Source organism: Winslowiella arboricola (genome assembly GCF_025527015.1).
In the GTDB taxonomy this organism is placed as follows: domain Bacteria; phylum Pseudomonadota; class Gammaproteobacteria; order Enterobacterales; family Enterobacteriaceae; genus Erwinia; species Erwinia arboricola.
Window position 1 is genome coordinate 1 of sequence record NZ_JAODIM010000037.1, and the last position, 25,313, is coordinate 25,313.

Annotated in this window: 26 protein-coding genes; 14 read left to right on the forward strand and 12 right to left on the reverse strand. The window is 54.7% G+C overall.

Annotated features, from left to right (window positions below; all coding sequences use genetic code 11):
* Positions 1 to 908 precede the first annotated feature (908 nt).
* Together N5923_RS04785 and N5923_RS24705 are read left to right on the forward strand one after the other, a co-directional pair.
* Positions 909 to 1,430: an autoinducer binding domain-containing protein gene (locus tag N5923_RS04785; protein WP_323372736.1), complete on the forward strand. Its 522-nt coding sequence runs from the start codon at positions 909 to 911 to the stop codon at positions 1,428 to 1,430.
* 30 nt (positions 1,431 to 1,460) lie between these two features.
* Entirely contained in the window at positions 1,461 to 1,700 is a 240-nt protein-coding gene (locus N5923_RS24705; RefSeq protein WP_323379595.1) for a helix-turn-helix transcriptional regulator, read from the forward strand.
* A 174-nt stretch (positions 1,701 to 1,874) separates the two neighbouring features.
* Here the strand turns inward: N5923_RS24705 and N5923_RS04790 are convergent, their stop codons facing one another.
* The 3 genes from N5923_RS04790 to N5923_RS04800 form a co-directional block, all read right to left on the reverse strand.
* Positions 1,875 to 2,327 (reverse strand): GNAT family N-acetyltransferase, encoded by a 453-nt coding sequence (locus tag N5923_RS04790; protein WP_267143526.1) that lies wholly within the window; start codon positions 2,325 to 2,327, stop codon positions 1,875 to 1,877.
* A 13-nt stretch (positions 2,328 to 2,340) separates the two neighbouring features.
* A complete protein-coding gene (gene uvrB, locus N5923_RS04795; RefSeq protein ID WP_267143525.1) occupies positions 2,341 to 4,365 on the reverse strand; it encodes an excinuclease ABC subunit UvrB in 2,025 nt (674 codons plus the stop codon).
* Between the two features lie 478 nt (positions 4,366 to 4,843).
* Positions 4,844 to 5,065 (reverse strand): hypothetical protein, encoded by a 222-nt coding sequence (locus N5923_RS04800; protein ID WP_267143524.1) that lies wholly within the window; start codon positions 5,063 to 5,065, stop codon positions 4,844 to 4,846.
* A 218-nt stretch (positions 5,066 to 5,283) separates the two neighbouring features.
* On the opposite strand from N5923_RS04800, the gene N5923_RS04805 reads away from it, so the two are divergent.
* Complete coding sequence (locus N5923_RS04805; RefSeq protein WP_267143523.1) at positions 5,284 to 6,000, forward strand: ATP-binding cassette domain-containing protein; 717 nt, start codon at positions 5,284 to 5,286, stop codon at positions 5,998 to 6,000.
* A gap of 29 nt (positions 6,001 to 6,029) precedes the next feature.
* On the opposite strand, the gene bioD is transcribed toward N5923_RS04805, so the two are convergent.
* Genes bioD through bioB form a run of 4 tightly spaced genes read right to left on the reverse strand, consistent with a single transcriptional unit; the run spans position 6,030 to position 9,628 of the window.
* Entirely contained in the window at positions 6,030 to 6,710 is a 681-nt protein-coding gene (gene bioD, locus N5923_RS04810) for a dethiobiotin synthase (protein WP_267143522.1), read from the reverse strand.
* Positions 6,707 to 7,462 carry a malonyl-ACP O-methyltransferase BioC gene (gene bioC / locus N5923_RS04815; protein ID WP_267143521.1) on the reverse strand — a complete coding sequence of 252 codons (756 nt, stop codon included), beginning with the start codon at positions 7,460 to 7,462 and terminating at the stop codon, positions 6,707 to 6,709. Before bioC ends, bioD begins: the two co-directional genes overlap by 4 nt.
* Complete coding sequence (gene bioF, locus N5923_RS04820) at positions 7,443 to 8,597, reverse strand: 8-amino-7-oxononanoate synthase (protein ID WP_267143520.1); 1,155 nt, start codon at positions 8,595 to 8,597, stop codon at positions 7,443 to 7,445. The genes bioC and bioF overlap by 20 nt, the downstream gene beginning before the upstream one ends.
* The gene (gene bioB / locus N5923_RS04825) at positions 8,597 to 9,628 is read right to left on the reverse strand and encodes a biotin synthase BioB (RefSeq protein ID WP_267143519.1); all 1,032 of its coding nucleotides are present in this window, start codon (positions 9,626 to 9,628) and stop codon (positions 8,597 to 8,599) included. Before bioB ends, bioF begins: the two co-directional genes overlap by 1 nt.
* Before the next feature lie 89 nt (positions 9,629 to 9,717).
* Here bioB and bioA point away from each other — a divergent pair, with 89 nt between their 5' ends.
* From bioA to N5923_RS04845, 4 genes are all read left to right on the forward strand, one after another.
* Complete coding sequence (gene bioA / locus N5923_RS04830; RefSeq protein WP_267143518.1) at positions 9,718 to 11,010, forward strand: adenosylmethionine--8-amino-7-oxononanoate transaminase; 1,293 nt, start codon at positions 9,718 to 9,720, stop codon at positions 11,008 to 11,010.
* Between the two features lie 72 nt (positions 11,011 to 11,082).
* Positions 11,083 to 12,135, forward strand: a complete 1,053-nt coding sequence (locus N5923_RS04835) for an NADP-dependent oxidoreductase (RefSeq protein WP_267143517.1) — start codon at positions 11,083 to 11,085, stop codon at positions 12,133 to 12,135.
* On the forward strand, positions 12,135 to 12,815 hold the full coding sequence (locus N5923_RS04840) for a type 1 glutamine amidotransferase domain-containing protein (protein ID WP_267143516.1): 681 nt from the start codon (positions 12,135 to 12,137) through the stop codon (positions 12,813 to 12,815). The genes N5923_RS04835 and N5923_RS04840 overlap by 1 nt, the downstream gene beginning before the upstream one ends.
* Positions 12,816 to 12,837: 22 nt before the next feature.
* On the forward strand, positions 12,838 to 13,314 hold the full coding sequence (locus N5923_RS04845; RefSeq protein WP_267143515.1) for a kinase inhibitor: 477 nt from the start codon (positions 12,838 to 12,840) through the stop codon (positions 13,312 to 13,314).
* Positions 13,315 to 13,421: 107 nt separating this feature from the next.
* On the opposite strand, the gene pgl is transcribed toward N5923_RS04845, so the two are convergent.
* Entirely contained in the window at positions 13,422 to 14,417 is a 996-nt protein-coding gene (gene pgl / locus N5923_RS04850) for a 6-phosphogluconolactonase (protein WP_267143514.1), read from the reverse strand.
* A gap of 156 nt (positions 14,418 to 14,573) precedes the next feature.
* Between pgl and N5923_RS04855 the strand changes: the two genes are divergently transcribed.
* Entirely contained in the window at positions 14,574 to 15,392 is an 819-nt protein-coding gene (locus N5923_RS04855) for a pyridoxal phosphatase (RefSeq protein ID WP_267143513.1), read from the forward strand.
* Here the strand turns inward: N5923_RS04855 and modC are convergent, their stop codons facing one another.
* The 4 genes from modC to N5923_RS04875 form a co-directional block, all read right to left on the reverse strand.
* A complete protein-coding gene (gene modC, locus N5923_RS04860; RefSeq protein WP_267143512.1) occupies positions 15,393 to 16,451 on the reverse strand; it encodes a molybdenum ABC transporter ATP-binding protein ModC in 1,059 nt (352 codons plus the stop codon).
* Positions 16,451 to 17,140 (reverse strand): molybdate ABC transporter permease subunit, encoded by a 690-nt coding sequence (gene modB, locus N5923_RS04865; RefSeq protein ID WP_267143511.1) that lies wholly within the window; start codon positions 17,138 to 17,140, stop codon positions 16,451 to 16,453. The genes modC and modB overlap by 1 nt, the downstream gene beginning before the upstream one ends.
* The gene (gene modA / locus N5923_RS04870; RefSeq protein ID WP_267143510.1) at positions 17,137 to 17,910 is read right to left on the reverse strand and encodes a molybdate ABC transporter substrate-binding protein; all 774 of its coding nucleotides are present in this window, start codon (positions 17,908 to 17,910) and stop codon (positions 17,137 to 17,139) included. Before modA ends, modB begins: the two co-directional genes overlap by 4 nt.
* 161 nt (positions 17,911 to 18,071) lie before the next feature.
* The gene (locus tag N5923_RS04875; RefSeq protein ID WP_026111405.1) at positions 18,072 to 18,230 is read right to left on the reverse strand and encodes an AcrZ family multidrug efflux pump-associated protein; all 159 of its coding nucleotides are present in this window, start codon (positions 18,228 to 18,230) and stop codon (positions 18,072 to 18,074) included.
* A 111-nt stretch (positions 18,231 to 18,341) separates the two neighbouring features.
* On the opposite strand from N5923_RS04875, the gene modE reads away from it, so the two are divergent.
* The 6 genes from modE to gpmA all read left to right on the forward strand — a co-directional run bounded on the left by modE (position 18,342) and on the right by gpmA (position 25,080).
* The gene (gene modE / locus N5923_RS04880) at positions 18,342 to 19,124 is read left to right on the forward strand and encodes a molybdenum-dependent transcriptional regulator (RefSeq protein WP_267143509.1); all 783 of its coding nucleotides are present in this window, start codon (positions 18,342 to 18,344) and stop codon (positions 19,122 to 19,124) included.
* 75 nt (positions 19,125 to 19,199) lie between these two features.
* The gene (modF, locus tag N5923_RS04885) at positions 19,200 to 20,672 is read left to right on the forward strand and encodes a molybdate ABC transporter ATP-binding protein ModF (protein WP_267143508.1); all 1,473 of its coding nucleotides are present in this window, start codon (positions 19,200 to 19,202) and stop codon (positions 20,670 to 20,672) included.
* A gap of 271 nt (positions 20,673 to 20,943) precedes the next feature.
* Positions 20,944 to 21,996, forward strand: coding sequence for a galactose-1-phosphate uridylyltransferase (gene galT, locus N5923_RS04890; protein WP_267143507.1), 1,053 nt, complete (start codon positions 20,944 to 20,946; stop codon positions 21,994 to 21,996).
* Positions 21,993 to 23,141 (forward strand): galactokinase, encoded by a 1,149-nt coding sequence (gene galK, locus N5923_RS04895; RefSeq protein WP_267143506.1) that lies wholly within the window; start codon positions 21,993 to 21,995, stop codon positions 23,139 to 23,141. The genes galT and galK overlap by 4 nt, the downstream gene beginning before the upstream one ends.
* The gene (gene galM, locus N5923_RS04900; protein ID WP_267143505.1) at positions 23,135 to 24,169 is read left to right on the forward strand and encodes a galactose-1-epimerase; all 1,035 of its coding nucleotides are present in this window, start codon (positions 23,135 to 23,137) and stop codon (positions 24,167 to 24,169) included. The genes galK and galM overlap by 7 nt, the downstream gene beginning before the upstream one ends.
* Before the next feature lie 158 nt (positions 24,170 to 24,327).
* Entirely contained in the window at positions 24,328 to 25,080 is a 753-nt protein-coding gene (gene gpmA, locus N5923_RS04905) for a 2,3-diphosphoglycerate-dependent phosphoglycerate mutase (RefSeq protein ID WP_267143504.1), read from the forward strand.
* The last annotated feature ends 233 nt before the right edge of the window (positions 25,081 to 25,313 follow it).

A 25,313-nucleotide genomic window follows, 5' to 3' on the forward strand; every position in this document is an offset into this window, starting at 1 on the left:
CAAATCCGCGACACGGGCGGCGAGAACGCCGCCCCTACACAAAGCCGAAGACTGTTGTAGGGGAGCCGTTTTCGGCTCCCGTAATAACGAATGCCACACTTGCTATGGTGCAGATCCGCGACACGGGCGGCGAGAACGCCGCCCCTACACAAAGCCGAAGACTGTTGTAGGGGAGCCGTTTTCGGCTCCCGTAATAACGAATGCCACCCCAGCTATGGTGCAAATCCGCGACACGGGCGGCGAGAACGCCGCCCCTACACAAAGCCGAAGACTGTTGTAGGGGAGCCGTTTTCGGCTCCCGTAATAACGAATGCCACACTTGCTATGGTGCAGATCCGCGACACGGGACGAAAACTATGCAGCTACGGCTTGACGTTCAAGGCGGTAGCTACAACAACCTGCTCAAGTGTTATCAGGCATGCTGTTACGTTTCTTATTAAATAGAAAAGTGCTCTGCGCAAAAGATTAGAAACTTCTGAACGATCCCATGAGCGAAGCTAATTAGAATCAATACCTAAACCAAATTACAGTTACTACCTGGTCTTTAGTCTATTTAAAGTATGCTTCAGTGCGTGACTGTTAAGGCGGAGTCTACATTACTCTGCTGCTTTTCCATCATTTTAAACTCAGTGGCGTCAATTTTTTCGCTCAATAGCAGGATTATGAATGGCGGGTTTTTCCGCAATAGCATGGCCAAATATTATTGGTGAGTTTAAAACAATCATAGTCAAAAACTTCAACCATTTTTTAGCTACTGACAGAAAAGATTAATAAATACGGTAGTTAGTGCAATAAACGATCTTCGCATATTCCGAACAATTCAATAACTGCATTATACCGATTTTCGCGCAGCTTACGTGACATTAAAAAATATTTAGTACGACCACATCCAAAAAAGGAATTAATTGATGAATAATGGTTTTTTCTTAAATAATAAAAATAACAATTATATAAAGGAATATCTGGAAAAACAATTATCGAGATATGGGATAATGAATTATGCCTATCTCGTAATGAATAAAATAAAACTTGATGAAATAATGATTATCAGTAATTTAAGTGACTATTTCACGAATATTTACCTGAAGAATAAATATCAAAGTATAGATCCTGTTATAATCAATGCGCTAAATCGTATTTCGCTGCTAACCTGGGATGAGGATCTGGCTGTTAACTCTCAATGGACAACCTCTAAACGTTGCCAGAAAGCATGGGGGTATATCTTAAAATCAGTCACTCCTTTCAATATTATCAGTGGGCAGACCTTTGTTTTACATGACAACAATAACAATATTGCATTATTATCACTGTATATTAATAAGTTTTTAATGGCGGACATTGATGATAATGTAAGAAAACATAAAGATGCACTTCAGGGTCTTTTGATTACTATCCATGAAATGTTGCTTTATCTCTACCGCGAAGACTAAGAAATCAACCGTACAAGAATTGATAAAAATATTTTTTCTTCCCGTGAGGCTGAAATATTTTACTGGTGCAGCATTGGAAAGACGTATCCCGAAATTGCTATCATATTTAACATCTCCGTTAGTACGGTGAAATTTCATATGGGCAATATTGTAAAAAAAATGGGTGTCAATAATGCGAAACATGCCATAAGCCTGGGAATTGAATTAAAACTTTTTTCTGCTTGTCAGAGAGAAAAGAGAATCCTGTTTTACGATAAATCAATCGGGTGAACCCTGCTGCATAGTTTCACAGCGAAAATCTATCTTCATGGCAATGCGGCGTTTGTATTGTATTTACTTCAATCTGGTCATTACACTCAGGGCAATAAACCGTGCACGCGTCATATAAAATCTATTGCCCACGGCCAATGGTCTGGATCAGCATCACTGGCCTGAACGTCGTTTTTACAGTTCCAGCGTATATACCCGTGAAGTTTCTCCCCACGGGTGATAGCCGGAACCATCGAATACAAAGTTGTATCGCTCGTAAAAACCGTCCAGATCGGTACACAGATGCAACTTTTTGAACCCCAGCAGCTTTGTCTGTTGTGCCACATGCTGAATCAGCCGTCTGGCATATCCCTGCCCGCGGTATTTTTCCTCAATAAACAGCGCGCATAACCAGGGATAAAGTTCCCCCCGACTGATAAAATCATTGGTTATCAACCCCGCACAGCCGATACACTCTTGCTTCTCCATCAGCAAAAACCATTGTGGCAACGGGTTTTCTGCATCAATAGCGTGAGTAATGGCGTCGTGATACATCATCATCGTCTCTTTCGATGCCCATTTTTGCTGAAAATAAGCAATGGCCGCATCGGCAACTTCGGGGCGCTCACGTACCGAGATAATTTCCATATCACTCCCTTTATCAGGAAGCAGCAATAAACAGCTCGCGCGCCTCATGCAAGCGATCGCGCACCGCCGCCGCTTCTTCAAACTCCAGATTTTGCGCATGCTGTTGCATCTGTGCTTCCAGCTCATGAATTTTCTTCTGCAGCGCCTGCGGCGTCAGCGCCAGATAGCCTTCACTGGCCTCTTCAACCACCCGTGAAGATTTACCGCGTCCCCGGGTTTTGTTTTTGCCGTAGCCCTGACCGAGCTGCAGAATATCGGCGATCTTCTTGTTCAGCCCCTGCGGCACAATGCCGTTATCCAGATTGTACTGATGCTGCTTCTCACGACGACGCTCGGTTTCGCTGATGGCTTTGGCCATCGACGCGGTGATACGGTCGCCATACAGAATCGCCTTACCATTGATATTACGCGCCGCACGACCAATGGTCTGGATCAGCGAGCGTTCGGAACGCAGGAAGCCCTCTTTATCGGCATCCAGGATCGCCACCAGCGACACTTCCGGCATATCCAGCCCTTCACGCAGCAGGTTGATGCCCACCAGCACATCAAACTCACCCAGACGCAGGTCGCGGATAATCTCGACACGCTCCACGGTATCGATATCTGAGTGCAGATAGCGCACCCGCTCGCCATGCTCTTCAAGGTACTCGGTAAGATCTTCGGCCATGCGTTTGGTCAGCGTGGTCACCAGTACGCGTTCGTTAATCGCCACGCGCTTACGGATTTCCGACAGCAGATCGTCGACCTGAGTGCCTACCGGACGCACTTCAATTAACGGGTCGAGCAGACCGGTTGGTCGCACCACCTGATCGATAATCTCTTCACCGGATTTCTCCAGTTCATAGTTACCCGGCGTCGCCGAAACATAGATAGTTTGCGGCGCCAGCGCCTCAAACTCTTCAAATTTCATCGGGCGGTTATCCAGCGCCGACGGCAGACGGAAGCCATACTCCACCAGCGTCTCTTTACGCGCACGGTCGCCGCGATACATGCCGCCAATCTGCGGAATAGTCACATGCGACTCATCCACCACCAGCAAACCGTCAGCAGGAAGATAGTCAAACAGCGTCGGCGGCGCTTCGCCCGGTCCACGCCCGGAGAGGTAACGCGAGTAGTTTTCAATGCCGGAGCAGTAACCCAGCTCATTCATCATCTCTAAATCAAACTGGGTACGCTGCGACAGACGCTGCTCTTCCAGCAGCTTGTTGTTCGCCAGCAGCACCTGGCGGCGATCGGCCAGCTCGACTTTAATCTCTTCCATCGCCGTCAGAATACGTTCGCGCGGCGTCACATAGTGCGTTTTTGGATAGATGGTATAACGCGGCAACACTTCCAGTACCTGACCGGTCAGCGGATCCAGCAGCGACAGGCGCTCAACCTCCTGATCAAACAGCTCCACACGCAGCGCAATCTCATCAGATTCGGCCGGGAAAATATCAATCACTTCACCGCGTACGCGGAACGTACCGCGCTGGAATGCCTGGTCGTTGCGGGTGTATTGCAGCTCGGTCAGACGGCGCAGTATCGCGCGCTGGTCGATAATCATGCCGCGCGTAAGATGCAGCATCATTTTCAGATAAAGATCGGGATCGCCAAGGCCATAGATCGCCGATACTGACGCCACCACAATCACATCGCGGCGCTCCAGCAGCGCTTTGGTCGCCGAAAGACGCATCTGCTCAATATGTTCGTTAACCGAGGCATCCTTTTCGATAAAGGTATCTGAACTCGGTACATAGGCTTCCGGCTGGTAGTAGTCGTAGTAAGAGACGAAATATTCCACCGCGTTATCGGGGAAAAACTCTTTCATCTCACCATACAGCTGGGCTGCCAGCGTTTTATTTGGCGCCAGCACCATAGTGGGACGATTCAGATCGGCAATCACATTGGCAATGGTAAAGGTCTTACCCGATCCGGTTACACCCAGCAGCGTCTGATGGGCAAGTCCATCCTCCAGTCCTTCCTCAAGACGACGAATGGCCTCAGGCTGATCGCCTGCTGGTTGAAATGCAGAATTGAGTTTAAAAACTTTGCTCATTGATGGGCTACCTGATGAAGAAACGCGCGAACCGGAGTGTAATTCTACTCGTCCCTGACGATTTTTCCAGAAAATTACACTGGATATAATAACAGTTATTTTGCAAGATGCTTCGCCAGAAAGCAAAGCGTCACTTTCACTCGCCATAATTGGGCAGAAGCCCGAGAATTGACGTGCAAGGTTATCCCCAGAAGTTTCTATCGATTAACATTTGTCAAGCACACTGTAGCGAAACCGTCATCTGAAAAAAGCCGGAAAAGCCTCAGGCTTGATTTTCATCAACGTGTTGATTTAATGGCGATTGATTCCCGAGTCGAGTTTAGCAGCAGTTAAAGCCCAGGCCGCGTCCGCTCTCGTCTGCCACATGTTTTCAGAATCTAATGCACATGGTTATCCACAGGAATAGTGGATAACTGATTACAGCGCCCGAAACATCTGGTGTGTATAAAACCGTGCTGCACTCTATTTGCATGCTGAATTATTTTTTTTTCGCTTTTTTTCGTCTTATCTTAGCGCCAGACAGATTAAGCAATGCATAACTTATGCCGGGATTCCACTGCTTTTTACCGGTTGATTCTGGTGTCACAACTGGTACGGTACTGCCTTGTTGCGGACCATTTGCACCAGGGGATGAAGGTAAAAAGCACCGCCTCAGTGCAGCGCCAGATTGACCTTTGCGCCATTGTTTAGCAACGTTCACCTATTAACACCCGTAATCACTTTATCTGTACAAGCAAACCCCGCCCTGCTCCCCCTTTCTGGCCTGATAATTGCAACACCATTCCACCACCTCGCGCTTTCATTACACCAGAGCGATCGCACGAAGCCGTGGCAACAACGTTTTCCGCCCTCAGGCAGTGCGCCAGCGGACGGGAATAATCAGTGCCAGCGGAAAATTGTCTGGAAGGAGAGTGTCAGATGTTGAGCTTACGCGCAGTAAATCAGTTTTACGGACAGAATCATATTCTGTGGGATGTTGACCTTGATTTGCCACCAGGCACCTGTACCGGGATTCTCGGCAGCCCCGGCATGGGAAAAACCACGCTGGTTAATTGCATCATGGGTAATTTACCGGTTAACAGCGGCAGTATGACCTGGCAGGAAGATGACTCGCCGCCAAAAAATCTGCTGCTACAGCCAATGGAGACGCGTGCGCGCATGGGCATCGGTTACGTGCCGCAGGGCCGCCAGATATTCTCCCAGCTGAGCGTCGAGGATAACCTGCTAATTGCGTTGCTGGCGGGTCAGGACGATCGCCATCGCGCCATTCCGCCGATGGTGTATGAGCTGTTCCCCCATCTCTATTCGCTGCGTCATCAGCGCAGCGGCGAACTGCCGGTCGATCAGCAACAGCAGCTGGCGCTGGCGCGCGCGCTGGTGCTGCAGCCGAAGCTGCTAATCCTTGATGAGCCGACGGAAGGCATGTCGCCGTGGCTGGAGGAGGAGATGGGCAATCTGATCCACCGTCTGAATCACGATTTTGGTCTGACCATCCTGCTGCTGGAGCAACGCCTGTCGTTTATCCGCCGCGTCGCCGACTACTTTCTGCTACTGCATCGCGGAAGGAATGTGGCGCAGGGTAAAGTCGCCCAGCTGGATGACAGTATGGTCAATATGTGGATGACAGTATCCTGATGCTGCGGGACGCAACCGGTCCCGCAACCTCAGAGTGACTCTGGCAGACGCAGATAGCCGCCAAGCTGGTCGAAGGCCGCACCGTTAGTCAGATAAGGGATCTCGCCTAAAAACGGTGCAGAAAGGCGCTGACGCAGGCTGGCGAGGTACTCCTGATGCCGTCGCCCCGGGGGCAGCACATCGTTGGCAATCCAGCCGGCCAAAGGCAGGCCGGCGGCCGCGATTGCCTGCGCCGTTAATAACGCATGGTTGATACAGCCAAGTTTGATCCCCACCACCAGAATTACCGGCAACTGCTCCGCCACTACCCAGTCAGCAAAGGTGGTGTGCGCAGAGAGTGGCGTAAACCAGCCGCCCGCCCCTTCGGTCAGCACCCAGTCGGCCTGCGCACTGATGGTCTCCAGGCCCGCCGATAGCTGGCTTAATTCAATCGGCCTGCCCTCTTCCGCGCTGATAATGTGCGGCGAGGTGGGTTCCATAAATACCAGCGGATTGACCTGTTCATAAGGCAGCGTCAGCGAACTGTACTTTTGCAGCGCCAGCGCGTCGCTATTGCGTACCCCTTCTGCGGTTAACTCACTGCCTGATGCCACCGGCTTATAGCCGACAGCGCAATACCCTGCCTGAACCGCCGCCTGCAATAACGCCGTACTGGCCACGGTTTTTCCCACTTCAGTATCGGTTCCGGTTACAAACCAGCGCTTAATCACAACGAAATCACTCCAAAAACTAAATGGTAACTGAGTAAACAGCCGCGCTGGTCGCGTGACCAGCACTGTTCCAGCTGTTGCAGGCGCTGACGGGTCATCAGTCCCGCGCTGCGCCCCTGATGCAGATGAGTCGCGCCAATGCCTTTCAGTGAACGCATGGCCGCCAGCACATCAGGAAACGCCAGTGTCAGGTGCTGCTCGCTAAGCTGCATATTTTTCCCGGCACCAGCGGCGGCAATCTGCCCGATGCTGAGAAAATTATTAACATGGCTGGCGCCATCCAGCTGGCGCCAGGCGTCACGCACCTCGCTTAACGAATCGGCAGCAAGCGTGGAGAACATCACCTTGCCGCCGGTGCGCGTCACCCGGCACAGCTGATTCAGCGCATGCTGTAAATCATCACACCACTGCACCGCCAGATTGCTCCAGCAGAGATCGACAGCACCATCAGGCAGCGGCAAATCGTCAATATCGCCCGACAGATAGTGGTGCGCCGCTGCGCGGCTCTGCGCTTCGGCCAGCATTGCTGGCGACAGATCCAGCGCGGTGACCTGCAAACCGCGATCGCGCCAGCGCTGGCTGAACCAGCCAGTGCCGCAACCGGCGTCCAGCACGCTGCGATAACCGGAAACCTCGCTGAGGGACATCAATCTTTCGCCGCATAACCGTTGCAGTTCGGCATGATGGTTGTAACTTTGCGCCGCGCGACCGAAGGCCTGCGCCACCGCCTGCTTATTCACCTTTGGCGTCATACAACCTCTCCAGTAAACCATCGATATCCTGCGGCTGATGGCTGGCATTCAGCGTGATGCGCAGCCGGGCGGTGCCGGGTGGCACGGTTGGCGGACGAATAGCGCTGACCCAGCAGCCGCGGGCGCGCAGCTCTGCCGCCAGATCCAGCGCCGCCTGGTTTTCACCGACAATCAGCGGCTGAATGGCGGTGTGCGAATCAGCGAGACGCCATGGCAAATCACCTGCTCCGCGACGGAAACGGGCGATATTCTCCGCCAGTTGCTGACGCAGCTCATCCCCCTGCCGCACTGCCTGTAACGCCGCCTGCAAAGCACAGGCCTGCGCTGGTGGCATCGAGGTGCTGTAGATCAGATGGCGGGCAAACTGCAGCTGATAGTCGGCGGTGTCGTTATCACACAATACTGCAGCGCCACTGACGCCAAAGGCTTTACCAAAGGTTACCACCAGCAGTTCAGGCCGCACCTGTTGCTGCCAGCAGCTGCCACGTCCCTGCTCTCCCAGCACGCCAATACCATGGGCATCATCGACCATCAGCCAGCTGTTATGCTGCTGCGCCAGCTGTTGCAGTTCGGCCAGCGGCGCGCTGTCGCCATCCATGCTGAACACCCCTTCGGTCACTACCAGCGTTTCGCCAGCCGTGTGTGGGGTAAGCAGTTTTTGCAGGCTTGCAGGTTGATTGTGGGCGAAGCGCCGCAGCGTCGCCGGGCTGTGGCTGGCGGCTTCAAGCAGCGAAGCATGCGACAGTTTATCGGCGAAGATGCGATCATCTTTTCCGGTTAACGCGGCAATTAGCGCCTGATTGGCGGCAAAACCGGAGATAAACAGTAAAGCGCGCGGATAGCCCAGCCAGTCGGCAAGTTCGGCTTCCAGCTCGGCATGCGGACGGCAATAACCGGTCACATGACCGGAGCCTCCCGAGCCGACGCCGTAGCGCTCGGCGCCCTGTTGCCATGCACGGATCACCCGTAAATCGTGGCTGAGTCCGAGATAGTCATTGCCGGAGAAGTTGCGATAACGCTGACCGTCCACCTCAATCCAGCGCGCATCGCCCTGCTGATTCAGCGTACGCTGGCGCAGGCGCCCACTCTCCCGCCGCTGCGCCAGCGCCAGGGTGATTCGCTGTTGCCAGCTCATCAGACTGCCGCGTTGTAGAACTGCTCGGTATCGGCGTTCAGCAGCTGACCCGCCAGCACCTGCTGCTGTTCGTTATCACCCGATTCAGTGGTGGTATGTTCAGGATTCAGCCCCAGCTTGCGGAACAGCTGCAGGTCTTTATCCTCTTCCGGATTTGGTGTGGTGAGCAGTTTGCAGCCGTAGAAAATCGAGTTAGCGCCAGCCATAAAACACATCGCCTGGGTCTGTTCACTCATCTGCTCACGGCCCGCTGACAGGCGCACATGGGAGGCAGGCATCATAATGCGCGCGACGGCGATAGTACGGATAAAATCAAATGGTTCCACATCGTCGTTATCCGCCATCGGCGTGCCTTTCACTTTGACCAGCATATTGATCGGCACACTTTCCGGCGGCACCGGCAGGTTAGCCAGCTGTACCAGCAGACCGGCGCGATCTTTGACAGTTTCGCCGAGACCGACAATTCCGCCGGAACAGACTTTGATACCCGCGTCACGCACTTTACCCAGCGTATCCAGGCGCTCCTGGTAGCTGCGGGTGGTGATAATGCTGCCGTAGAACTCCGGCGAGGTATCGAGGTTATGGTTGTAGTAATCGAGGCCGGCATCCGCAAGGCGGTTAGCCTGGCTTTCGTCCAGCGTGCCCAGCGTCATACAGGTTTCCATCCCCATCGCTTTAACCCCTTTCACCATCTGCTCAAGATAGGGTAAATCGCGGTTATGCGGGTTTTTCCAGGCCGCGCCCATGCAGAAACGACCGGAGCCGGCAGCTTTTGCTTTGCGCGCCGAAGCCAGCACTTCCTCCACTTCCATCAGACGTTCTGACTCCAGACCGGTTTTATACCGCGCACTCTGCGGGCAGTACTTGCAGTCTTCCGGACAGGCGCCGGTTTTAATCGATAACAGGGTGCTGACCTGCACCTGGCGCGGATCGAAGTGCTGACGGTGGATCTGTTGCGCTTCAAACATCAGTTCGAGAAAAGGTTTATTAAACAGGTCTTGTGCCTGTGATACTGTCCAGCGTTGTGCCATTGCATGCTCCAAAAAGGTCTGTCGTTTTATCTTACTGCTGAGTTATACTTGTAAACTAAATCTTTTTATTTTGGTTTACAAGTTTCGCTATGACCCCATCAGACCTCGCATTTGACCGTCAGCATATCTGGCATCCCTACACTTCAATGACCGATCCCCTGCCCTGCTATCCAGTGGTGGCCGCCAGTGGCTCCCGCTTGCAGTTGAGTGACGGGCGTCAGCTGGTTGATGGTATGTCCTCATGGTGGGCGGCGATCCACGGTTACAATCATCCACGGCTGAATCAGGCGTTACAGACGCAGATCGGTCAGATGTCACATGTGATGTTTGGCGGTATTACCCATCCGGCGGCGATAGCGCTCTGTCGTCAGCTGGTCGGGATGACGGCAGAACCTCTTGAGTGCGTGTTTCTCGCCGATTCCGGCTCGGTGGCGGTGGAAGTGGCGATGAAAATGGCGCTGCAATACTGGCAGGCGCGCGGCGCGAAGCGACAGCAGTTCCTCACGCTGCGTAATGGCTATCACGGTGATACCTTTGCGGCGATGTCGGTCTGCGACCCGCAGAATTCCATGCACAGCCTGTATCAGGGCTATCTGCCCAGCCACCATTTTGCCGACGCGCCACAGTGCCGCTTTGAGGATAACTGGCAGCCGGATGATGCTGACTCATTCACCCGCCTGATTGAGCAGCATAAAAACTCGCTGGCGGCAGTGATCCTCGAACCGATTGTGCAGGGTGCGGGCGGCATGCGCTTTTACCACCCAGGCTATCTGCAACGGGTGCGCGAACTCTGCGACCAGCACGGCGTGCTGCTGATTGCCGATGAAATTGCCACCGGTTTTGGCCGCACCGGCAAACTGTTCGCCTGCGATCATGCCGGGATTGCGCCCGATATTCTCTGCGTTGGCAAAGCCCTGACCGGCGGCACCATGACGCTGTCCGCCACCCTGACCACCCGCGCCGTAGCAGAAACCATCAGTAACGGTGCGGCGGGCTGCTTTATGCACGGCCCCACCTTTATGGGCAATCCGCTGGCCTGTGCAGTCGCCAGTGAAAGTCTGGCGATGCTGGCGGAAAATCACTGGCCAGCCCAGGTCGCCGCGATTGAACAGCAGCTGCGCGCCGCCCTGCTGCCGCTGCGTGACCATCCTCAGGTTGCCGATGCGCGCGTTCTGGGAGCAATAGGCGTAATTGAGTGTCGTCACCCGGTCAATATGGCGGCAATTCAGCAATTTTTTGTTGAACAGGGCGTGTGGATCCGCCCGTTTGGCCGCTTAATCTATCTGATGCCGCCGTATGTGATTGATGCACAAGCATTACAACAGCTGACTGACGCAATTATTGCGGCGCTGGATCGTCCGGCGCTGTTTCAGTACCAGTAATTCCTGCTGCTGCGGGCACTGCCGGTTGTGATGCGCTACGCTTTTATCATTCACAACGCAGAGGAGCCGATCATGTCGCAGCAAAAAGACACAAACCGTCGTGTGGTATTAGCGTCGCGTCCACACGGCGCACCTGTTGAAGCCAATTTCCGCACTGAGCACCAGCACATTCCGCAGCCTGCTGAGGGGGAAGTATTACTCCGCACCATCTGGCTGTCGCTGGATCCCTATATGCGTGGTCGCATGAGCGATGCCCCCTCCTATGTTCCACCGATTGGCATCAATGAGGTGATGGGTGCTGGTACTGTTGCGATAGTTGAGCAATCTAATCATTCCGATTATGCGCCGGGCGACTGGGTGGTCAGCCAGAACGGCTGGCAGGATTACGCGCTGTCGCGCGGCAACGGGTTATTTAAATTAACCGGTCCGGTGCTGAAACATCCTTCATGGGCGCTCGGCATGCTGGGTATGACCGGTTTTACCGCCTGTATGGGGCTGCTGGATATTGGTCAGCCACAGGCGGGAGAAACCGTGGTGGTCGCTGCGGCCACTGGCGCAGTGGGGTCAATCGTCGGGCAAATTGCTAAACTGAAAGGGTGCCATGTGGTTGGTATCGCCGGTGGCGCCGAGAAGTGCCGCTACGCCGAAGAGGTGCTGGGCTTTGATGCCTGCCTCGACCACCAGAATGACGACCTGGCGGAGAAGCTGAAACGCTACTGCCCGGACGGTATTGATGTCTATTTTGAGAATGTCGGCGGCAAGGTGTTTAATGCCGTACTGCCGCTGATGAACAGCAAAGGCCGCATCCCATTATGCGGATTGGTTGCCGATTACAATGCCACAGAAGCGGCCCCTGGCCCGGATCGCCTGCCACAGTTTCAGGACACTATCTTGCGTAAGCGTCTGCGGGTTCAGGGCTTTATTGTCACCCAGGATTACGGCCATCGCTTTGAGGAGTTTTTCCGCCAGATGAGTCAGTGGGTGGCTGAAGATCGTTTTGTCTTCCGCGAAGATGTGATTGACGGCCTGGATAACGCGCCGGAAACCTTTATCGGCATGCTGGAGGGCAGAAACTTCGGCAAAGTACTGGTACGGGTGGCGGCAGATAAACCCGGAGGTAAGTGATGAAAGTGCTGATGGTGTTAACCTCGCACGATAAACTGGGCGACACCGGCAAAAAAACCGGTTTCTGGCTGGAAGAGTTTGTCGCGCCATATTATGTGTTTAAAGATGCCGGCATCAATGTGGTACTGGCTTCGCCGCTGGGCGGTCAGCCGCCACTGGATCCGGTGAGTGATGAACCCGATGCGCAAACCACCGATACCGAACGTTTTCGCCACGACTCTGCCGCGCAGCAGGCGCTGGCCAATACACTGCGCCTCGATACCATCGACAGCAGTAAGTACGACGCGGTATTTTATCCTGGCGGCCACGGCCCGCTGTGGGATCTGGCAGAGGACAAGTCCAGCATCGCACTGATCGAAAACCTGTTTGCCAGCGGTAAACCGGTGGCTGCGGTGTGCCATGCACCGGGCGTACTGCGCCATGCTAAAAAACCTGACGGCACGCCACTGGTGGCCGGTAAGCGCGTCACCGGATTTACTAACAGTGAAGAGCAGGCTGTCGGCCTGACCGACGTGGTGCCTTTCCTCGTGGAAGACGAACTGAAGCAGCTGGGCGCGCACTTTGAGCATACCGATAACTGGGGCGTGTACACGCTGACCGACGGCCATCTGGTCACCGGACAGAATCCCGCCTCTTCCGCGGCTGCCGCCGAGGAGTTGCTGAAGCTTCTTCACCTTTAAACTCACTTACAGAGACATGTTGATGAGAATTTTCAGTCACGATTTTAACGATGGGGAAAAATTGCCTGAGCGCCATGTGTTTAATGGCATGGGCTACGAAGGCGATAACCTCTCTCCGCAACTGGCGTGGGATGAGGTTCCTGCGGGAACCAAAAGTTTTGTCGTCACCTGCTTTGATCCCGATGCACCGACCGGTTCCGGCTGGTGGCACTGGGGAGTGGCGAATATTCCCGCCAGCGTCACGGTATTACCACAGGGTGCCGGTTCCGGTATTGCAGATTTGCCGGAAGAAGCGGTGCAAACGCGTACCGATTTTGGTAAAGCGGGCTACGGCGGCGCGGCGCCACCGCAAGGTGAATCTCATCGCTATATCTTTAGCGTCTATGCGCTGGATGTGGAGAAGCTGGAAGTGGATGAGCACGCCAGCGGCGCGATGCTGGGCTTTAATGTGCATTTTCATAGTTTAGCCAGCGCATCGATCACGGCGATTTATAGCTAATGGGTTGTTAACCTGTAGGGGAGCCGTTATCGGCTCCCGTAATCCTCATCGGCAGGGGCGGCGAAAACGCCGCCCCTGGAATATTTCTGTCAATTTATCGTTTTGTTTTACAGCTGGTGAATCACCACCCACATTGGTCCCTGACCGACCGCATAACGCGCCAGCGGCTGCAACTGCCCCTGCGCATCGTCGATTTTATACACTTCAATATGGTGCGACTTCTGACCTGCGGCAATCAGATACTGCCCGCTATGGTCGATATTAAAGCCACGTGGCTGCGCTTCGGTCGGCTGGTAACCCGCCAGCTCAATCAGCGCACCATCCTCACTGACGTTGAATGCGGTAACAATACTGGCCGTGCGGTCACAGGCATACAGATGACGGCCATCCGGCGTCAGATGGATATCCGCCGCCCAGCGCGTACCGCTGAAATCGGCAGGCATCATATCCAGTGTCTGTACCCGCTCCACTTCACCTTTAGCATTGCTCAGTTGCCAGACGTCAACCGTACTGTCCAGCTCATTAATACAGTAAGCGAACTGCTGATTAGGGTGGAACGCCATATGACGTGGACCGGCGCCGGATACGCTGCTGACCTGCGCCTGCGGACGCGGTTCGGCTTTGCCGTCATCCGTCAGCTGATAGAGACAGATACGATCCTGCAGCAGCGCGGGCACAAACAGAGTACGGTTGCTGATATCGATATTCACCGAGTGACAGCCTTCCAGTCCTTCGATTACCTGACTCGGTGCCAGCGGCAGACCATCGAAACCAATCGGACTGATGCTGAATGAAGCATTGTTATAGGAAGCACTGAACAGGAAGCGACCGCTACGGTCGGTAGAAATATGACTCGGGCTGCCAGGTAACGGCGCCTGTCCGGCTTCAGTCAGGCTGCCATCTGCCGCGATGCGGTAAGCAATAACGCGAAAATCAGGACGAGCACCCACATAGAGAAAACCCTGGGTTGGATTGACTACCATCGGCTGGACCTGGCCTGCCACATCAACTACCTGCAACAGTGTCAGCTCGCCCTGATCGTTTAGCTGCCAGACGTGAATTTGCTGGCTCTCGGGGCTGGCGGTGTAGACAACTTGTTTCATGAATGCTCCTTGTTCAATGCCTGAAAGTAAGATCTGCCGCAAAGCGTAGTCTGTTTTACGGCAGCCCGTCGGATGATTCGATTACTGCCGGTTTGGTCGAAACCGCAGCAAGGTGTAGTATCATTGGTTTGATAATAATTACCACCGGAATGACTTATGAGCTATCGCGTTATCGCCCTTGATCTCGACGGCACACTGCTGACACCGAATAAGACCATACTCCCTGAGTCACTGGAAGCACTGGCAAAAGCCCAACAGGCTGGCGTAAAAGTGCTGATCGTCACCGGTCGTCATCACGTTGCTATCCACCCTTTTTATCAGGCACTGGCATTAGATACACCTGCAATTTGCTGTAACGGCACTTACTTGTATGATTATCATGCACAAAAGGTGCTGAGCGCCGACCCGCTGCCGCTGGATCAGGCACAACAGGTGATTAAGATGCTGGATCAGCAGGCGATTCATGGTCTGCTGTACGTTGATAACGCGATGCTTTATCAGACCGCAACCGGCCACGTCACCCGCACCCTTAACTGGGCGCAATCGCTGCCAGAACATCAGCGTCCGACCTTCCTGCAGGTGGATAGCCTGAGCGCTGCTGCGGCTGATGCACAGTCAATCTGGAAATTCGCCCTTTCCCATCCTGATACCCGTGCGCTGCAACAGTTTGCCGATAAAGTGGAAAATGAGATGGGACTGGCCTGCGAGTGGTCATGGCACGATCAGGTTGATATCGCCCGCGCCGGTAACAGTAAAGGTAAACGCCTGGCGCAGTGGGTGGAGTCAGCGGGCTATCAGATGAGTGAAGTGCTGGCGTTTGGCGATAACTATAACGATCTCAGCATGCTGGAAAATGTTGGTTTAGGCGTGGCGATGGGCAATGCCGATGAGGCGATTAAAGCCCGCGCCCACCGGGTGACTGGCACCAACCTTGAGCCAGGCATTGCCGAAACCATCTACCGCGAAGTGTTGTAATCAGGGCGTGATCGACACGCTTTTAATCTGCGCGTAAAGCCACATCCCCGGTTTGATCGCCAGTTCATCACGAGCCCAGGGCGTAATCCGCGCCCACAGCTCGCGCTGACCAATCTGTAGTCTGACCTCAATCTGATCGTCAATCTCCAGCAGCTCCGCCACCTGTACCGGCAGAATATTACGGATAGTGGTGTTTTGCGGCGGCTGCAACGCCAGCGAAACATCGGCGGCGCGGATACGGATGCGCAACGGCGTTTTCGGCGGCGCATCAATGCGACTGACCCAGATATGCTGATCGCCGAGCGACAACGCCGTCATCGCGTAGTAAGGATGCTGCTCCAGCACCTGCACGCGTAATACGCTGCTTTGGTCGGCGCGCGGCAACCATGGACGCATCGCGCTACTGCCCCACACCTGCTCCAGCGCGCCAAAAGCTTTCACCTTGCCCTGATCGAGCACCAGTACGTTATCGGCCAGATGCAGGATCTCATCAAGACTGTGCGACACATACAGCATCGGCGTATCCACCTGCTTTGCCAGCTTCTGCAGATAGGGCAGCAGCTCGCGCTTGCGCGGCAGATCCAGCGAAGCCAGTGGTTCATCCAGCAGTAAAATTTCCGGTGCGGTCAGCAGCGCGCGGCCAATCGCCACCCGCTGTTTCTCACCGCCGGACAGCGACCAGGGAAAGCGCGTCAGCAATGGCTCAATCCCCAGCAGCTGCACCAGCGTATCAAACTGCGGCTTCATGCTTTTCGCCATACCGTATTGCAGATTGCCGCGCACCCGATAGTGCGGGAACAGGCGTGCATCCTGGAACACATAACCGACGCGACGCTGTTCCGGCGGCAAATGAACCCCGGTTTCGGCATCACTTAACACCCGGCCATTGAGGCGAATTGCGCCCTGTTGTGGCCGGGTTAAGCCGCTGATGGCATTAATCAGTGAGGTTTTACCGGCACCTGAAACGCCAAAAATAGCGGTAATGCCCTGTCCGGGCAGTGTCTGGTTAATCGTCAGCTGATGATCGCCCAGCTGCTGGCTGAAGTTAAGTTCCAGCATTATGCCCCCAGACGCTTACGGCCCCAGCGGGCCAGCCATTCAGATAACAGCAGCGACATCAGCGCCAGTACAATTGCAATCACACAGAGCCGCGCCGCCGCGCCTTCGGCGCCAGGGGTTTCAATCAGGGTATACATCGCGAGGGGAAGCGTGCGGGTTTCGCCGGGAATATTGGAGACAAAAGTAATAGTCGCGCCAAACTCACCGAGCGAGCGGGCAAACCCCAGTACCGTGCCGACAATAATGCCCGGCAGGGTCAGCGGCAGCGTGATAGTGAAAAACACCCGCCAGCGTCCGGCGCCGAGCGTACGCGCCGCCTGCTCCAGCTTAGTGTCCACCGCTTCCAGCGCCAGACGGATGGCGCGCACCATCAGCGGAAAAGCCACCACCGCCGAAGCCAGCGCCGCACCGCGCCAGCTAAATGCAAAGCTAAAGCCGAACCAGTTATACAGCCATTCACCGATAAAACCGCGCCGCCCGAGGGCTATCAGCAACAGATAGCCCACCACCACCGGCGGCAGCACCAGCGGCAGATGGACAATACTGTCCAGCAGCGCTTTACCGGGAAACTGGCAGCGCACCAGAATCCATGCAACCAGGATCCCCAATGGCAAACTGCATATCACCGCAACGGTGGAGACTTTCAGGCTAAGTTCAACCGCCTGCCATTCGAGATCGCTGAGTATCATGTACGTGGCGCAAATCCGTAACGTTTAAAGATTGCCGCCGCTTCGGCACCTTTCAGGTACGCGTAGAACGCTGTCACAGCGGCAGAGTTATGTTGTTTGACGATCGCCATCGGATATTCCACCGGTTTATGGCTGTCGGCCGGGAAGGTGCCGACCACCGTCACTTTTTTACTGGCAATGGCATCAGAGCCGTAGACGATGCCGTATGGCGTTTCATCCCGTTCCACCAGCGCCAGCGCGGCACGCACGCTGTTGCTACGCGCCATCACTGGTGACAGCGTATCCCATGCACCAAGATTTTGTAACGCCTCTTTGGCGTAAATCCCGGCCGGGACATGGTCCGGATCGCCGACCGCCAGACGCTGGCCGTTTAACAGACTTTTCCAGTCAGTGGATTTGCTGATAGCCACCGGCTGCGGTTTTGCGGCGGTGGGTGCGACCAGCACCAGATCATTGCCTAACAGGGTGTAGCGGCTGCTGTCATCGATGGTTTTTTTATCGATGGCGTAATCCATCCACTGCTGATCGGCGGAGATAAACAGGTCGGCAGGCGCTCCCTGCTCAATCTGCCGCGCCAGCGTTGAGGATGACGCGAAAGAAGAAACGATTTTTACCTCTTTACCCTGCTGATACTGCGTGGCGATCTCTTCCAGCGCATTAGTCAGCGAAGCCGCAGCAAATACCGTAATTTTATCGGCCGCGACCGCATGACCGGCGACGGACAGAGTTAAAGCGGCACCGGTAAACCAGTGGCTCAGTTTGACAGACATAGCAATCTCCAGGTTACGTTATATATTTTATAATATAACGACTACGCAAAAACTGTCATGTGCTATATCGGCGGAAATTAGCGGAAGTTTAGATGTGATAACAGACTGTAGGGGCGGCGTTAACGCCGCCCGTGCCAATGGCTTGCACCGGCCCTGGATTTTTACTGGCGGTTTTTTGCTGGCTGGTCTTCGCGGCGATGACCAATTTTGGAGATGACGTTAAAGATTTCACCGAGGCCATAAATCGCGCCAAGGATCAGCGCCATCACCACCGGCACCATAATAATGGCGAATGCCAGACTTTTTAATAACTCAAACATCGGAGCCTCATCTGCACTGAGCAAAAAAACCATTGTAACGGCAGGAGAAAAAAGTGCACTGACCTTTTGTGCGCTTTACAATCGACTGATTGATTGCCCCGGGGAGAGACCATGCAGGCCAACATTTCACTTATTATCAGGCTGCAACAGAAACTGTTCGCCGATCCACGCCGGATTGAGCTGCTGAAACAGATTCAGCATACCGGCTCCATCAGTCAGGGGGCAAAACTGGCGGGGATTAGTTATAAAAGCGCCTGGGATGCCATTAATGAGATGAACCAGATGGCCGACCGCCTGCTGGTGGAACGCGCTACCGGCGGAAAAGGCGGCGGAGGCGCAATACTGACGTTATACGGTGAGCGGCTGATCCAGCTGTTTCAGTTACTGGAGCAGATTCAGCAGAAAGCGTTTGATGTGTTGCAGGATGACCAGTTGCCGCTCGACAGTCTGCTGGCCGCCATCTCACGTTTTTCACTGCAAACCAGCGCACGCAACCAGTTGTTTGGCACCATTACTGAGCGCGATAACCTGCAGGTGCAGCAGCATGTAGAGGTGTTGCTCGCCGATGGCGTAACGCGGTTAAAAGCAGCGCTTACCGAACAGAGCGCCGATCGCCTGCAACTGAGTGCCGGTAAAGAGGTGCTGGTGCTGATTAAAGCGCCATGGGTGGCCGTCACGCGCGAAGCGACGGATGCCGATAATCAGCTTTCAGCGAGCGTCAGCCAGATTGAACGCGGCGAGCAGCAGAGTGAAGTGCTGCTGACCCTCGGCAGCGGCGAAACCCTGTGCGCCACCCTGCTGAATAGCGTAGCTGATCTGCAGCAATTGCAACCCGGCGTCAGTGTCAGTGCCTCTTTTAATGCCGATCAGGTGATTATTGCCACGCTGCTGTAAAGCGCATGCCGGGGTTTGACATTATTGCCCACAGTGGTTACAACCGTTAAGACAATGCATAAAGTGGGATAAATAATGACTACGTTGCAAATTACGCAAGGCACGTTTCGTCTTAGCGATACCCGAATACTGACTCTCAATGATTTGACCCTGAACAATGGCGAAAGCTGGGCGTTTGTCGGTGCTAACGGCAGCGGTAAATCATCACTGGCGCGCGCGCTGTCCGGTGAACTGACGCAGTTGCAGGGCCTCCGTCGTTGTGACTTCCAGCGCCCTGCCCGCCTGTCGCTGGAGCAACTGCAAAAGCTGGTCAGCGAAGAGTGGGAGCGCAATAACACCGATTTACTCAGTCCGGGTGAAGAAGATACCGGCTATACCATGGCGGAGATTATTCAGCAGGAGGTAAAAGATGGCGCGCGTTGTCAGCAGCTGGCCGCGCAGTTTGGCATTACCCACCTGCTGGATCGCCGTTTTAAATACCTCTCAACCGGCGAAACACGCAAAACCCTGCTGTGCCAGGCGCTGATGGCACAGCCGGATCTGCTGATCCTCGATGAGCCTTTTGATGGTCTTGATGTGCAGTCGCGCGCCGGTCTGGCGACGCTGCTTGGCGAGCTGCATCAGCAGGGACTGACGCTGGTGCTGGTGCTTAATCGTTTTGATGATATTCCTGACTATGTCGCTAACGTCGGTGTGCTGGCAGAATGCACGCTTACCCATACTGGCGCCCGCGCAACGATCCTCGCCGAAGCACTGGTGGCGCAACTGGCACACAGTGAGAAGCTGGCCGGGATGGCGTTACCCGAAGCTGATATGCCCGACAGCCAGCCTCAGATGGCGCCAGACGCCGCGCGCATCGTGCTGAATAACGGCGTGGTGTCGTATAACGATCGGGCGATTTTGCATAATCTGAGCTGGCAGGTCAAAGCCGGCGAGCACTGGCAGATTGTCGGTCCGAATGGCGCCGGGAAATCAACGCTGCTCAGTCTGGTGACCGGCGATCATCCGCAGGGATACAGCAACGATCTGACCCTGTTTGGCGTTCGTCGCGGCAGCGGCGAAACCATCTGGGATATCAAGCAGCATATTGGCTATGTCAGCAGCAGCCTGCACCTCGATTACCGTGTCAGCACCAGCGTGCGCAATGTGGTGATCTCCGGCTACTTCGATTCGATTGGTCTCTATCAGGCGGTATCAGATCGTCAGCACCACCTGGCCAACAGCTGGCTGGCGCTGCTGGGGATGAATAATGCCATCGCCGATGCGCCGTTCCACAGTCTCTCCTGGGGACAGCAGCGGCTGGTGTTGATTGCCCGCGCACTGGTCAAACATCCCACGCTGTTAATCCTTGATGAGCCGTTGCAGGGGCTGGACCCGATTAACCGCCTGCTGGTGCGTCGCTTTATTGATGTGCTGATTGGCGAAGGACAGACCCAGCTGCTGTTTGTTTCGCATCACGCCGAGGATGCGCCGCAGTGCATCACTCATCGCTTAACCTTTGTCCCTGACGGCGAGATCTATGGTTATCAGCAGGATGCGTTAAGCTAACCGCTACCCGGCTGGTCAATCAATTATTGGCCAGCGATTTCCCCCACCTTCCGCAGCCGTTTGTACTGTCGCGCAATAATGTAACCGCTACCATTTTTATCGCAGATTTATGTGAAGCTATATTTACCCACCGCCACCTGGTCTGATAAGTAAGAATATTCAGCTTGTGTAAACGATTCCATTTATTCAGACTCGATCACGCTTTCGTCGCCGCCAATGTGCTACTTTTTATCCAGGCTCTCTTTGCATTAAAAGGTTATCAGGACTGAACATGGAAAAATTTAATCCGGTTGATCATCCGCATCGCCGTTATAACCCGCTGTCCGACCAGTGGGTGCTGGTTTCTCCTCATCGCGCCAAACGCCCATGGCAAGGCGCGCAGGAAACCCCGGCGCAGGAACAGTTACCGGCGCACGATCCTGACTGCTTCTTATGTCCGGGCAATACCCGGGTAACCGGTGATAAAAACCCGGACTATACCCATACCTATGTGTTTACCAACGACTTCGCCGCGCTGATGACCGATACGCCGGATGCGCCGCAAAGCGACGATCTGCTGATGCGCTGCGAAAGCGCACGCGGCACCAGCCGGGTGATCTGCTTCTCGCCGGATCACAGCAAAACGCTGCCGGAGCTGCCGTTATCGGCGCTGGAGCAAGTGGTACGCACCTGGCAGGAACAGACCGCCGACCTCGGTCAGCACTATCCATGGGTGCAGGTGTTTGAAAATAAAGGGGCGGCGATGGGCTGCTCGAATCCGCATCCGCACGGCCAGGTGTGGGCGAACAGCTTCCTGCCGAACGAAATCAAGCGCGAAGACGATTTGCAACGCAGTTACTGGCAGCAGCATGGTTCCGCAATGCTGGTGGATTACACCGCGCGTGAGCAAAAAGATGGCAGCCGTACGGTCGTGGAAACCGAGCACTGGCTGGCGGTGGTGCCCTGGTGGGCAGCCTGGCCATTTGAAACCCTGCTGCTGCCAAAAGCGCCAATTAAACGCCTGGTGGATCTGACCGATGCGCAGCGTCAGGATCTGGCGCTGGCGCTGAAAAAACTCACCAGTCGCTATGACAACCTGTTCCAGTGCTCCTTCCCCTACTCGATGGGCTGGCACGGCGCGCCGTTTAATGGTGAAGAGAACGATCACTGGCAGTTACATGCCCACTTCTATCCCCCGCTGCTGCGCTCGGCAACCGTTCGTAAATTTATGGTCGGTTATGAAATGCTGGCTGAAACCCAGCGGGACTTAACGGCGGAACAGGCGGCTGAACGTCTGCGTTCTGTCAGCGATATTCATTTCCGCCAGAACGGAGCATCACAATGAGCTTAAAGACCCTTACCCAGCAGATTTTCAGTCAGGTATTTGGCTATCAGCCAACGCATGCCATTCAGGCGCCCGGCCGCGTTAATCTGATTGGCGAGCATACCGATTACAACGACGGCTTTGTGCTGCCATGCGCCATTGATTATCAGACGGTGATCAGCTGCGCCAGACGTGACGATCGTCAGGTGCGCGTGGTGGCTGTCGATTACGATAATCAGCAGGATATCTTCTCACTGGATCAGCCGATAGACAGCCTGCAGGACAAAATGTGGGCCAACTACGTGCGTGGCGTGGTGAAACACCTGCAGCAGCGCAACAGCGACTTTGGCGGCGTGGATATGGTGATCAGCGGCAATGTGCCGCAGGGCGCCGGTCTCAGTTCATCGGCGTCGCTGGAAGTGGCGGTCGGCACGGTGATCCAGCAGCTGTATCAGCTGCCGCTGGATGGTGCCGCCATTGCCCTGAATGGGCAGGAGGCGGAGAACCAGTTTGTCGGCTGTAACTGCGGCATTATGGATCAGCTGATCTCCGCGCTGGGCAAGCAGGACCACGCAATGCTGCTGGATTGCCGTACGCTGGGCACCCGTCCGGTGCCGATGCCGGAAGAGATTGCCGTGGTGATTATTAACTCCAACTTCCGCCGCAGCCTGGTAGGCAGCGAATACAACACCCGTCGCCAGCAGTGTGAGGCCGGTGCGCGCTTCTTCGGTAAAAGCTCGCTGCGTGACGTTGAGCTCGCCGAGTTTACAGCGCTTGAACAGCAGCTGGAGCCGGAAGTGGCAAAACGCGTGCGCCACGTACTGAGCGAAAACGCCCGTACTCTGGAAGCCGCCGATGCGCTCAGTAAAGGCGATCTGGCGCGGATGGGCGTGCTGATGGCGGAATCCCATGCCTCAATGCGCGATGACTTTGAAATCACCGTACCACCGATTGATACGCTGGTTGAGATCGTAAAAGCCGTGATTGGTGACAAAGGTGGCGTGCGGATGACCGGCGGCGGCTTTGGCGGCTGTATCGTCGCGCTGATGCCATTTGATCTGGTCGACAGCGTCAAAGCGGCGGTGGCTGAGCAGTATGAAGCCAAATCCGGCATTAAAGAGACCTTCTACGTCTGTAAAGCTTCGGAGGGGGCAGGCCCATGCTAAACCAACCCCAATCCCATGCCCCTGATGGTCAGCCGTGGCGCATTACCGTGCTACGCAATCAGCACGGTATGGTGGTGACGTTTATGGACTGGGGCGCTACCTGGCTCTCCGCGCGCGTGCCGATGAAAGACGGCAGCGTACGCGAAGCGCTGCTGGGCTGCGCCACGCCGTCAGATTATCTCCATCAAAGCGCCTATCTGGGCGCCACCGTCGGACGTTACGCTAACCGCATCGCCAATGCCCGGCTGCAACAGAGCAATATCCAGCTGGTGGCCAATCAGGGCGAACATCAGTTGCACGGCGGCCCGGAAGGCTTTGATAAACGCCGCTGGCAGATTGTCAGCCAGAGCGAAAGCGAGGTGCATTATCAGCTTGATTCGCCGGACGGTGACCAGGGATTCCCGGGCAATCTGCTGGCTTCGGTGCGCTACCGTCTGGATGATAACAACTGCCTGTCGATTGAGTACCATGCGCAGGTTGATCAGCCCTGTCCGGTCAATCTGACCAACCACGCCTATTTCAATCTGGATGCAGAGCATGGCGATGCGCGCCAGCATCGTCTGCAATTGCTGGCGGATCACTATCTGCCGGTGGACAGCAATGGCATTCCCTGCGCAGATTTAAAACCGGTGACCGGGAACAGTTTTGATTTTCGCCAGCCGAAAGTCGTAGCCTCCGAGTTTCTGCAGGATGATGATCAGCGCGCGGTCAAAGGCTACGACCACGCCTTTTTACTGAATACACAGGGCGATGTCAGCCAGCCAGCCGCACAGCTGTGGTCAGCGGATGGCAAGCTGCAACTGACGGTACAGACCGCTGCACCGGCCTTGCAGTTCTATTCGGGCAATTATCTTGATGGCACGCCCGCCCGTGAACAGGGCAGCTATACTGCCTTTCAGGGCATCGCGCTGGAAAGTGAGTTTCTGCCGGATTCACCAAACCATGCGGAATGGCCACAAGTTAACTGCTGGTTGCAGCCAGGTGAAACGTATCAGTCAGTTACGTGCTATACGCTGACCGCCTGTTAACAACAGCTTGAAAAACGCGCACTGCGTACGTCCCAGGCTTACGCCGTGCCCAGATTTCCGTTATGGTAGAGGGATATCAGATTGTCGAAGCGGGCAATTTTCGGCAATATCATGATAATCGATATCATAGAACTGTCAGATTATTAAGGAGTTAAGCTATGGCTGTAACTAAGCTGGTTCTGGTGCGTCACGGCGAAAGCCAGTGGAACAACGAAAACCGCTTCACCGGATGGTACGATGTTGATCTGTCCGATAAAGGTCGTACTGAAGCCAAAGCAGCAGGCGAACTGCTGAAAAAAGAAGGCTTTGCTTTCGATTTTGCATACACCTCCGTGCTGAAACGTGCCATCCACACTCTGTGGAACGTTCTCGACGAACTGGATCAGGCCTGGCTGCCAACTGAAAAATCCTGGAAGCTGAATGAGCGTCACTACGGTGCGCTGCAGGGTCTGAATAAAGCTGAAACCGCTGAGAAATACGGCGACGAGCAGGTTAAGCAGTGGCGTCGTGGCTTTGCCATCACCCCACCTGAGCTGACCCGTGAAGATGAGCGTTTCCCTGGCCACGATCCACGTTACGCAAAACTGACCGACGCTGAGCTGCCGCTGACCGAAAGTCTGGCGCTAACCATCGACCGCGTTATCCCTTACTGGAACGAAAGCATTCTGCCGCGCATTAAAAGCGGTGAGCGTGTGATCGTTGCTGCGCACGGTAACTCGCTGCGCGCGCTGGTAAAATATCTGGATAATCTCGGCGAAGATGAAATTCTTGAGCTGAACATCCCGACTGGCGTTCCACTGGTGTATGAGTTCGATGAGAACTTCAAACCGCTGAAACGCTACTACCTGGGTGATGCTGATGAGATTGCCGCGAAAGCCGCAGCCGTAGCAAATCAGGGTAAAGCGAAGTAATTAATTTCGTCTGATAACTGCCCGCTAAACCCTGGTTCGCCAGGGCGTTAGCGGGCATTTTTTTGCCTGTAATACCGACTTTCCCTGCCCCTCCTCCAGCCGCGCAACCTGCTAAGTATGTAATACCGATGCCTGCTTATTATTAAAATAACCCGCCAGAATAAACTGCATCTCATTTTAAACGCTGTCCAAACCAGACATAAAAAATTGAGGACCAGGCTGGAAATCACTTA